Source organism: Gammaproteobacteria bacterium (assembly GCA_035546635.1).
In the GTDB taxonomy this organism is placed as follows: domain Bacteria; phylum Pseudomonadota; class Gammaproteobacteria; order JAURND01; family JAURND01; genus DASZWJ01.
In genome coordinates, this window is the sequence record DASZWJ010000022.1 from 84,145 (window position 1) to 95,386 (window position 11,242).

General features: G+C 40.2%; 10 protein-coding genes and 2 pseudogenes. 9 read left to right on the plus strand and 3 right to left on the minus strand.

Going from position 1 to position 11,242, the window contains the following annotated elements:
* Positions 1-35: 35 nt before the first annotated feature.
* The gene (locus VHE99_05905; GenBank protein ID HVV68552.1) at positions 36-1,826 is read left to right on the plus strand and encodes a tetratricopeptide repeat protein; all 1,791 of its coding nucleotides are present in this window, start codon (positions 36-38) and stop codon (positions 1,824-1,826) included.
* A 107-nt stretch (positions 1,827-1,933) separates the two neighbouring features.
* On the opposite strand, the gene VHE99_05910 is transcribed toward VHE99_05905, so the two are convergent.
* Complete coding sequence (locus tag VHE99_05910) at positions 1,934-2,632, minus strand: class II aldolase/adducin family protein (protein HVV68553.1); 699 nt, start codon at positions 2,630-2,632, stop codon at positions 1,934-1,936.
* Between the two features lie 263 nt (positions 2,633-2,895).
* The gene (locus VHE99_05915; GenBank protein HVV68554.1) at positions 2,896-3,579 is read right to left on the minus strand and encodes a cyclase family protein; all 684 of its coding nucleotides are present in this window, start codon (positions 3,577-3,579) and stop codon (positions 2,896-2,898) included.
* A gap of 279 nt (positions 3,580-3,858) precedes the next feature.
* On the opposite strand from VHE99_05915, the gene VHE99_05920 reads away from it, so the two are divergent.
* The 4 genes from VHE99_05920 (at position 3,859) to VHE99_05935 (ending at position 6,808) form a co-directional block, all read left to right on the plus strand.
* Entirely contained in the window at positions 3,859-4,563 is a 705-nt protein-coding gene (locus VHE99_05920) for a YafY family protein (GenBank protein HVV68555.1), read from the plus strand.
* 69 nt (positions 4,564-4,632) lie between these two features.
* Positions 4,633-5,004 carry a VOC family protein gene (locus VHE99_05925; protein ID HVV68556.1) on the plus strand — a complete coding sequence of 124 codons (372 nt, stop codon included), beginning with the start codon at positions 4,633-4,635 and terminating at the stop codon, positions 5,002-5,004.
* 376 nt (positions 5,005-5,380) lie between these two features.
* The gene (locus tag VHE99_05930) at positions 5,381-6,202 is read left to right on the plus strand and encodes a hypothetical protein (GenBank protein HVV68557.1); all 822 of its coding nucleotides are present in this window, start codon (positions 5,381-5,383) and stop codon (positions 6,200-6,202) included.
* Between the two features lie 177 nt (positions 6,203-6,379).
* Positions 6,380-6,808: a hypothetical protein gene (locus VHE99_05935; protein ID HVV68558.1), complete on the plus strand. Its 429-nt coding sequence runs from the start codon at positions 6,380-6,382 to the stop codon at positions 6,806-6,808.
* A 1,041-nt stretch (positions 6,809-7,849) separates the two neighbouring features.
* On the opposite strand, the pseudogene VHE99_05940 reads toward VHE99_05935, so the two are convergent.
* Positions 7,850-7,984: pseudogene (locus VHE99_05940) on the minus strand (mobile mystery protein B).
* Between the two features lie 252 nt (positions 7,985-8,236).
* On the opposite strand from VHE99_05940, the gene VHE99_05945 reads away from it, so the two are divergent.
* The 4 genes and pseudogenes from VHE99_05945 to bla all read left to right on the plus strand — a co-directional run bounded on the left by VHE99_05945 (position 8,237) and on the right by bla (position 10,882).
* Positions 8,237-8,935: a DJ-1/PfpI family protein gene (locus tag VHE99_05945; protein ID HVV68559.1), complete on the plus strand. Its 699-nt coding sequence runs from the start codon at positions 8,237-8,239 to the stop codon at positions 8,933-8,935.
* An 88-nt stretch (positions 8,936-9,023) separates the two neighbouring features.
* Positions 9,024-9,185, plus strand: coding sequence for a transposase (locus tag VHE99_05950; GenBank protein ID HVV68560.1), 162 nt, complete (start codon positions 9,024-9,026; stop codon positions 9,183-9,185).
* A 58-nt stretch (positions 9,186-9,243) separates the two neighbouring features.
* A pseudogene (locus tag VHE99_05955) lies at positions 9,244-9,714 on the plus strand (aminotransferase class I/II-fold pyridoxal phosphate-dependent enzyme).
* A gap of 223 nt (positions 9,715-9,937) precedes the next feature.
* Entirely contained in the window at positions 9,938-10,882 is a 945-nt protein-coding gene (gene bla, locus VHE99_05960; GenBank protein ID HVV68561.1) for a class A beta-lactamase, read from the plus strand.
* The last annotated feature ends 360 nt before the right edge of the window (positions 10,883-11,242 follow it).

Sequence of the window (11,242 nt, forward strand, 5' to 3'; positions counted from 1 at the left end):
TCTTATAAAAATAATAATTTAACTAGGATTGGATTATGCTACAAGATATTGAAGATAAAAAATTAACTAAAGAAAAAAAATCTGAAAGTAAAATAAAAACTCCAGACGATTCGTTCCTGGAGATGTCTGAGGAACAATCCAAGCTAGAGCAGCCCTCGCGTTCTCCAAAAATCACAAGCGATGTTGAAAATTTTGAATGGTGTAAATTATTTGCTGAAAAAGGCTATGCCAGAGCCCAATGGAGATTGGGTGATTGTTATTATTATGGTGTAGGCACAGAAAAAGATGTGCACAAAGCATTTGCATGGTTTCTACTCTCAGCTACGCAAGGAAATGCCGCTGGACAATATCGATTGGGAAAACTTTATCAAAGAGGGATAGGCATTGATAAGGATATCAAGGAGGCAACTAAGTGGTTTAAGCTATCCGCCGAACAAGGAAATAAGCATGCACAACTGTGGATGGGTTCGTGTTGTGAAAGGGGAAGTGGGGGAATAGAAAAGGATATAAAAAAAGCTGTCGACTGGTATCGTTTATCCGCTGCACAAGGCAATGAGAGCGCGCAACTATTTCTTGGTAGATGCTATAAATTAGGAAATGGAGTAGAACGTGATGTGAAACAAGCGGCCAAATTTTTTCAACTTTCCGCTCAGCAAGGAAATGCCCGTGCTCAAGTCTGTTTGGGAGAGTGCTATGAAGATGGGCAGGGAGTAAAAGAAGATAAAAAAATGGCTTTCTCATTATTTAAATTATCAGCAGACCAAAGAGAACCACAAGGACAAGTCAGTTTAGCTAAGTGCTATGAGCTGGGAATAGGAGTTGAAAAAAATATAAATAAAGCCATCAGTTATTATCTATTGGCTGCCCCGACAACCGAAGTAGCATGGCATGCACTGGGGTTAATTTTTGATGAGGTCACTGAGCAGTGTCGTCGTATCAAAGGAATTGCATTTAATGCTACGGAAAAATTTAAACCGGAGAGTAAATGGACCTTAAAAGATAAAGAAGTCTTTAAAATTACTCTTAAAGCTATTGCACAGAGAGCTCAAGAAGGCAACGTAAGAGCGCAATGCTTAATGGGTCAGTATTATGAAGAAGGTTTGGGAGTAGTGAAGGATGAAAAAAATGCATATCTCTATTATTTAGCATCAGCTAGACAACGCTATGCAGAAGGACAGTTGAGATTGGGTTGGTGTTTTGAAGAGGGGATAGGGGTCAATGAAGATATATCACAAGCAGTCGCGCTTTACCGATTATCTGCTAAACAGGGATATGCAGGTGCTCAGTATCGTTTAGCTAGGTGTTATGAATATGGTCAGGGCGTGGAGTTAAATTTTCAAACTGCCGTTGAATATTATCGATTAGCAGCAAATCAAGGTTTTTGGTTTGCACAGGCTAGATTGATTGAACTATATCTTTTTGGTGGGATTGATGACAATACGGCAGTGGTGAATAATAAAGAAGAAGCTGCTAGGCTTTGTCAGCTGTGGAATTTTCCTTTGTCAAAAGTGGAGAGGAATCAGAGTCCAGAGTCAAAGGGTTTGTGGGAAAATTTTCTAGCATTTTGGGGAGAGCAGATACCCATGGCTTTGCAAGCAGAGCCTAAAGTTGATCCATTGGTGAAGCATTTGCAACAAAGCCTGGAAAGCATTGGTCTATTTCGAGAGGGTTTGTCCTCCACCAGGCAGGAGCTTGCAGAATTAGCTATTCCGTCAGCAACGCAGCTAGCTAAAGGTATAGAGGAAATTGGCATGCCAAAAACTTTGGAAGAGAATTCGATGAATAAGACTGCTGAAGATGAAAATCATAATGTTCTCGAGTTTTGAGCAGATAGGAGCGAAAGTCAGCAAGAGGGATCAATGACTGATATTATCAGCTGTTCAAAAGTACCCAAAGGTATAATGCAAAACTTGACCCATCTTTCTCTTTCTGGTTAAAGCCTATTTTTCCAGTAGTCCCAAGGGCGATTCAAGACGGCATGGTGGAGTTCATCAGTCTTAATAGCCTCTTCATGATCCAAAAATTTTGGCTCACCAAGCTGCATTGCGATAGGCTGTAGATGAGCATTGATTGTCACATAGACTGCCCGAAATACAGCTTCTTTCACAGAGCTACCAACGATTGTAGCCCCATGACCGCGCATCAGTACCACAGCACTTTTGCCAAGCGACGAAGCGAGTGAGCGACCCAGTTCGTTGTTCTGAATCAGCATGTTCGTCATGCCATACTGGTGCTGTATATCAAATACTGGGACACCTTTGGCCAGAAATCCACACATATGATAAAGTGCCTGCAGTGGTGTTTTGCTAACACCAAAAGGGATCAAGGCGGGGGAATGTGTATGCACAACGGCATTAACATCTGGCCGCGCCCGATAAATTTCCCCATGAATAAAACGCTCCAATGAGGGTTTGGAACCATTAGGCTTACAGGGGTTGCTGTCTGCGTCTAATTCAATAATGTAGTCCTCTTCACTGGTTCCGCCCAGATTGTCCCGAGTCATGAAATAGCGGTCAGACTGATTTGGATTACGAATAGAAACATGACCAAAGCCATCAATGACTTGTTCATTTACCAAAATTCTAGTGGCAACGATGAGGTCTTCGATGGTTTCTTTTGTATTTGTATGCATACAGCTCTCCAACGTAAGTTAAAAGTTTTTTCTGATAAACCAATCACGCCAATAGATAGCCCTATCAGACTCAAAATCATGGCAATCGCATTGAATTTCTTAAGTAGGTCATTCTGGCATGGATACTGGGATCCAGTTCGCAGGAAAGCGAAACTTTGACATCCTACTGGATCCCGGCATCCATGCTGGGACGAAGAAGTACGGGGAAAGGGGGATTAATTCAATGCGATTGCCGTGGACTCAAAATCCCCAAGCTAGCCATTCTAAGGAATCAATGCGAATAATCTAATAGGTGCTTCAGTCGTTGCTTTTACTTTGATAGGAATAATTAGAATAAAACTCCCAACTTTTGGCAAGTGATCCAAATTGGCCGCATTTTCAACAATTAATTTATTCGATTGTAAAAATAATTGATGTACTGGAAATCCACTTTCTGGGCAATCAGGCGACAAAGTATCAATGCCCAATCCACAAGCTTCTCTTTCCATTAATAGTAGAGCAGCCTCTTTAGAAACGGAAGGAAATTGGTGGTTATTTCTGTATTTTTCAGGATCTTGCCAAAAGCGTTCCCATCCGGTTTTAATCATGACAAATGTGCCGGATAAAATCGACGAAAATTCTTTCTCAAAATTTTTTACATCTTGAGGCGAAATACGGTAATTTTCGTCGCAACTGGATGAGACATCAATGACCACGCAGGGTGCTATTAATGTTGTTAAAGAAATTTGGTCGATGGTGTTAGTGCCTGGTATGCAATGCGCTGGCGCATCCAGATGGGTGCCAATGCCAGACTGCATGGCAAACTCACCGACTCTGAATTTGACTTCACTTGCACATGCTTCATAATCAGAACGAATGATATGTTGAAAACCACAGCTACCATCCCAGGTAGGAATAGAGTGCTCCAGCACATGAGTAAGATCGATGGGGGTAAAAGGAAATTTCATGGATCATTTCCAGATATATGAGTTAATGAAAAAATAGAAGAAGTTTTTCATATTGCATCGTTTGATTGTTAAGAAATTTTGACTATTTCTAGTTTATGACTCTCTTTAAAATTTTACAAAACTTATCTATTTTACACGAATCTAGCTGCCTTAATCTTGAAAAACTCTTTATATGGCTTGAATTATGCTACACTGTCGGAAAAACATTCATCACGCATTGAAATATACTATTCCGTTTACCTTATATGAAGCCATTCACCATTTGAAGAGCCTTTCACCTTGTCCCGTGCCCAGCGTTTAATTCATTTATTACAACTATTACGCCATCACCGTTTCCCTATATCTGGAGCAAATCTCGCTGCTGAATTGGGCATCAGCGTACGAACAATATACCGAGATATTGCGACGCTACAGGCGCAAGGCGCGCATATTGAGGGAGAAGCAGGCTTGGGTTACATCCTGCGACCTGGCTTTATGTTGCCGCCATTGATGTTTTCTGAAGAAGAAATTGAAGCATTGGTGTTAGGTTCGCGCTGGGTGGCTGCTCGAGGAGATGAGCGACTAAAGTCCGGTGCCAATAGTGCTTTACATAAAATTGCTGCTGTATTACCGACAAATTTACGTGAGGAGTTGGATGCCAGTACATTACTGCCTGGTCCACCAATGGAATACATCCTTGATGTAACTGATGTAGCAGAAATCCGCCAAGCCATTCGCGCAGAACACAAAGCTAGCATTGATTATAAAGATGCGCAAGGAGATATGACCACTCGAATTATTTGGCCGTTCGCATTGGGGTATTTTGATCATGTGCGAATTCTGATTGCTTGGTGTGAATTGCGTAATGATTTCCGTCACTTCCGCGCCGATCGCATTGGTAAATTTACCGCAAAGCAAGAACGCTATCCTCGCAAACGCCAGGTACTGCTAAAAGCCTGGCGGCAGGAAATGATGACCTCCCATCGCGCTACTGACAAAAACTGACATAATCCTACATTACTATGGGTATTCCAGGGCAAGTGACCCTTTTCCCTAATCCCTATGGAGATTTCTATGTCAGAACTCAACCTTATCATTTTATATGTCCATGACCCTTTGCGTAGTGCAAAAGTCTATGAGAACTTGTTACAAAAAACACCGCTTGAACTACACCCTACGTTTGCAGTATTTGCCTTAGATAACGGTATGAAGTTGGGCTTATGGTCGCGCCATACAGCGCAACCCAACCCCGTATGTACCGGTGGCGGTGCAGAGCTTGCGTTTACTGCAGCGGATCAAGCAGCAGTAGATGCGCTATATCAGGATTGGACAAATCGCGGGCTAGTTGTTGCGCAAAAACCTGTGGCGATGGATTTTGGTTACACTTTTGTGGTGTTGGATCCCGATCAACATCGTCTGCGTGTGTTTGCGCCATTGTCGACCTAAACTATTTTGGCCTGTCTGTTGCAGCCAACAGGCAGGTTCAAATTTTTTAATGAAATGGCTTAATCTCGCCTCTCCCCAACCCTCTCCCATCCCATAAGGGGATTCCCTTCGGCTACAGACGGGGGGGTTTACAGTAGTTAACCGGACACTAATGCGCGCAGGCGGGAATCCATTCAAACTGTGGCACTGTGTCATATTCACAAATGGATTCCCGCCTGCGCACATGATATTTTTGTCTAGTGCAGAGAGGAAATTTGCTTTCTTTAAACCTATTAATAAATCGTTAATAAATACCTAGTACAATAAAAAAATGCTAAAAATCCCCGTAAAACCATGATCTTACAGTATGAACCTTACAATTTAAATGAGGGCACTTATGCCATCTGGCCAACCAAAAAAATCTTTCTTAAAGCGAGTTGGGGATTTTATCCAAGCCGGTTTAGAATTTTTACCTTTACGATATAAGCAGCCGATAGCAGAATTCTTTAGATCAATTTTTCCTAATGAAGACACAAAAGCAATTCCTCCTGCCCCTTTGGTGCGTGCAGCGCAAATTGCAGAACAGCCATCAGGACAACAAGCTGGGATAAAAAATGAGACAGCTATTGATCCGAAAGCCACTTCATCACGCCATAATGCTGATTACACTGTGAAAAAACATCGAGATTACACAGAGTATTCAGATAAACAGGGTAATCAAGTAAGATCAGATGGAGATATGAAAGTATTCTCAGATGGGAAAGGTAGGGTAGTCATTTCGGATAGCCGAAACAACGTAACAAACATTTCAAATAGCCCAAACACCATAATAGATAATTCATCCCCTAAGACTCAATATAGTGGAACAAGCACTAGTTCAGGTCGAGGTCGTCAAAATTTTCAGCAATCTTTTCCTGCTGCTCCTGATTACCCTGATCCTGCTAGGGTGAAACAGCCAACGCCGCCATCCCCACCATCCCCACCATCCCCACTAAGTGGAGGTCATCCACGAGGTCAAGGGCATTACACTGTAATAAAAAATACAAATAACACAAAAGTTGTTAACAATGGAGTTTCAGATGGAACACCAACTATAATAAATAACAACAAAATAATTTCGCGTGCTGAAGGTGCAGATATTAGAATAAGACGACCAAGCTGGTCTGATAAACCACCCTCAGTGGAAAATGCAAATCATGATGCTCCTAAGTGCAGATAGTGGGGAAAGATCGTAAGCTCTAAAAGCAAGGGTCACATAAGCACAACTGGGTAATGTCTGTTATACTTCAAGTCTTCAAATTTGTTTTGTATCTCTATTGAAAGAAATTTTAGATATTCAATCCAACCTTGAAAAGATAAATAAAATAAAAATTAATAAAAACTAAGGAGCTGTTTTATGAAAAAAAAATTTATTAAGACCTTGAAAATAGCATTATTAAGCTTGAGCTGTTCAGTAGCATTCGCCGAAAATTACATTTGTCCACCACTTGATGTAGTCAATAAAGCCCAGGGAGCCAATATCCAAATGCCTTACGGCGAATTAGTCCTTGCTTCTCCAAAGCCGGATGGCCAGAAAGTTGTATCACTTAATAATGCCCAGATCCTAGCAAGAATACCAACTCAAGGCTACTTCGGCATTTTAGTTTCTTGTGCCTACAACTATGATAATCCAGACGAGATATTTTTAGTTTATGATCTTTATGGACCTGTACATCTTTATACAGCAGTAACCAATAATTGGTGGGAAAATGCTAAACATCCTGACTATGCAGTGTGCCAAGATAAAGATCCTGCAAATTGTGTATTTACGGATAAAGTGCAGTAATATTTGAAATTGTAGTATTCGATAGAATAAATGCCTTGATGGCAAGCGCTGCTGTCCAGTGGTCAAGTATTCACACGTGAATACTTGACCACTTTCATTCTCTTATTCATTTCCTTCATTTTCAATGGTAACACTTTCAGGGTGAGAGGTATGAATTGGGATAATAATAGGGATAATAAGCATATGGGTAATAATAAGAATAAGGGTAATAATTTGAATTTGAATTAGAATAATAATATGTATTAGGGTTATCGTATGTATTGGGGTAATAGTATGAATTGGGGTAATAAGTATAAGGTTCCTCATCATAATAATTCTCATTTTCATACCAATATCCCCAAAAATATTTTGTACATTTTCGTTGAGCAGAAGGGGAATTATGGGTAGCGCAATATCGATTCATAACATCTGTAGGGCTTTGAGCATATGTGGTATGTGCCAAGCTTGGAATTACTAAAATAAAAACAATTTTTAGTAAATTGCTATATCTTTTGTCCATATTTACTAATCCTCCATTGTTCCTTCTGGTAAGTATAGCACTCCAGTTGCCTTTTTGCGGATGAGAGGGTCAAGTACTGGGTGATCCTTGGAAAGCAGCTGGTTTAAGGGTTTTTTAAGCTAATTGCATTCTCACTTATATCTTGGTTTAACAGCTCCAAGAATAATAACAATAACAAAGATATCTAAGTGATACGGTGTTTATCCCTACAAAGCGCAGCCTGAGGGAATATTGTAGAATAAGATTACATTTATACCAAAGCGTTTATCTCCACATATCAGCGCCCCTTACAATAAGATCTTGGATGCTTCTGAAGGCTTTAATCGGCATAAATCCAATCTCGGTGGTTACCTTCGCGCAATTGAGGAAAACTTGATTGTGGGATTTCTAACGGTATTCAGGTTTAGTGAAACATTCTTTTTTATCTGCTGAAGGAAGGTGACATCTAAAAATTCGGTGATATTTGGGGTAGCATTTTGACCGCCAATAACGTTACCAGCAGTTGGAACATTGTTGTAAGCAAATCGGTGTAAAGCACTGAACCACATTTCTGCTTCAAGAATATTTGCTTGTTCCCACTCATTTAATTCCGTCTGGGTTGTAAAATGTTCTGGAATTAACCCAACTATTTCATCCGGGTCTAAGGGTGTAGCGCCTGCCGGGTATTCAAACTTCATGGTGTTTCATCCCATAATTGTTTTAGAGTACCCGAGAGCAGGGTATTAATCAGCTCTTCCAATTGTTCTTGTTGTTGGGGCTTGGTAACTTCTTAAGCTTCAAGCGCCATCGAATGCGAAACTCGTTGTAATTTTTGTTTGGCAATTTTTTCAGCTTGTTCGCTCAATAGATTTGAATTTTTTGGTACGCATGCGTTTAGCAATTGTTAAATGCTCACGGTGCTCAAATGAAACAAACCATGAGGACTCACTATGAATATTAACCCGAATCACAAGCATTTTGGCCTGTTTATTTTTCCAGGTATGACATTGTTAGATTTTGCAGGTCCTTATGACGTATTCTCTCAATTATCCAACGTCACGATCCACACTGTGGCAGTTGGCTTAGATCCCATTAAGGTCAGTGGCGGATTACAGATTATGCCCAATATCACTATTTCCAATTGTCCTGCGTTAGATGTGATTACAGTGCCTGGTGGTGGTGGCGTGAATGATTTAATGAACGACAAAATCGTGCTAAATTTTTTGCGAAACCAAGCACAAACAGCAAGCTATGTTACATCTGTATGCACAGGGTCATTGGTATTGGGTGCTGCAGGGTTGCTTAAGGGATATCAAGCGACAACTCACTGGCTATCTTTAGATTTACTACGGTATTTTGGAGCTATCCCTAAACCTGATCGGGTTGTAGTTGACCGCGATCGTATCACAGGAGGTGGTATCACAGCGGGCATTGATTTTGCGTTGCAGGTTGTTGCAGAAATATTTGGCGCTGATGAAGCTAAAAGAATCCAGCTGTACTTGGAATATAATCCACTTCCTCCTTTTCATGCTGGCCACCCCAGCACTGCAGAACCAGCACTGGTGCAATCAGTGCAGAATCAATCTGCCACCTCGATTGCGCAACAAGAAGCAATTGTCAAAGTAGCAGCTCAGTATTTTGGGAAATAAAAAGCAACTCCGCCTAAAGGCTAAAGATTATAGCCATTCAGCTAGGGAACCTTGGCTATTAGCCTCCTCCCTAGGTAAAACTCACTATTTGCATGATAAGCGGGTTGTTAAGTTATATAAAACTCGGATGCAAATAGAAGAGGGATTTCGAGATTTAAAGAGTTCAAGATACGGCTTAAGCATTGAACAGAGCTACTCAAAAGGTATTGTTAGACTCGAGAATTTGTTATTGATAGCGATCACCACCTAAACCTCTTTTCGCTTATGATGAACAAGGTATTGTTCAGTATTGATCCTCATTTTCCAAGACGCTTTCTCCTGGTTTGAGAATTGGGTGGACTATTCCAGGAAAGCACCAGGTTCAAATCAATAAATTAAAATATATGACTTCGATGGCTTCTGCCTCATTTTCTCAGCATTTAGTTGCTAAATATTTGCAAAACGGCGGCTATGAAAGACATCGTCGCAAACTCAGGAAAGCGCTTCAACACAATACGCATGAAATGATGCATGCCATACAGGGTTATTTCCCTCAAGGTACACAAGTAACGCTTCCTCAAGGTGGCGGATTGCTTTGGGTGCGATTACCTGAATATGTTGATATGAATTTACTAACTCAAGAAGCAATTAAACGGAAAATCAGTATTGTACCTGGCGAATTATTCTCAATGACACACAATTTTAAAAACTATATTCGATTTACCTCTTGGATTAATGTCGACTTAAAAGTTACAAACAGCATCAAAACACTTCAGCTAATAAAATCTCAATCTAAATAGATTAACCCCTCCATCATGACTAAGAAACTGTACTATTAAAAATAATAGCTAACTGTTTATTTTTTTCATTCTTTGTTTTATTGCACAATACCCGTCGAATACGTGAATTAAAGCGTGACTGTCTTTGACGATGATGAAATAATTACTTCATCTAGCTTAGTTCATTGAGTAGGGAAAGGGCGAGCAATTTGTGATACTCTTAAGATAGCTTTTTAAATAGGTAATGAATATGAATATTTCTCGACGGTTATCTCGTTTAGTTTTTACGGTTTTTTTGATCTTTGCTGGTTTACCTTGTATGGCAGACACCCAGCAAATTCAACCTCTTGCCTCAAAAAAACCATTTGAAGAACTTGAGTCTTCTTCAGGTGGGCGCCTGGGTTTATCTACCATCAATACAGCGAATAATACACGTATTGAATATCGTGGTGAAGAACGATTCCCTTTTTGCAGCACCGGAAAAGTCATGGTTGTTTCGACCATCTTAAAGCAAAGCGAAAATGATCCCAATTTATTGAGAAAGCAAATAACCTATGATCAAAATCAAGTGGATGAAAGTGGTTATGCGCCTATTACGAAGCAACATCTTGGAAGTGGCATGCGCGTTGGGGAACTTTGCCAAGCTGCTATGGAATATAGTGATAACACGGCGATGAATCTACTCTTGAAATTATTAGGTGGTCCTGCAGCAGTAACAGCATTTGCAAGGACTATCCCAGATGAAAGCTTCCGATTAGATCGATGGGAACCCGAATTAAATACCGCTATTCCTGGAGACGTTAGAGATACCACGACGCCAAATGCAATGGCAGATAGCTTGAAGCAATTGGCGCTGGGTGATTTTCTGGCCTTGCCCCAACGAGAACAGCTACAAACCTGGTTAAAGAATAATACTACTGGGGATGCAAAAATCCGCGCCGGTGTTCCAAAAGGTTGGGTGGTCGGCGATAAAACTGGGAGTGGTAGCTATGGAACAACCAATGACATTGCAGTTATTTGGCCGCCTAACTGTCATCCAATCGTTATGGTGGTTTATTTAACTCAGAAAGAAAAAAATGCAATTAAACACGATGCGGTCATTGCCTCCGCTACTCGTTTGGTGATTGAAGAATTGGCCAGAACGGATCAGTGTCTAAAAAGAGATATGTCCGATAACTCCGTAAATTAAAACAATATCAAACCCAATAGAATTTAATAAAATAAGATATTAAGGTGTGGAAAATATTTGAATAATTTTAACTAAAAATTTTTCCAGAAAAAATCAAATTAAAAATCCTTCCAGAATAGAATTAATCTTTTTTCATTCCTTCACAGACTATAGAAAATTGCTCTAGCATCTCCTCGTTTTCAAAAATCATCTGTTTCTTTACGAGGAGCTATTCATGTCAACGTAAGCCCCTAATAATTCCATCCCATATTTGAATTTTTCTAGCGAATGTTTTCTTTATATAAATAAGGACTTATTGATAAACTGCGGCAGGAGAGAGGTGGGTTCTACTTCTTTGCGTCTGATTTTGTGAGCTTGATT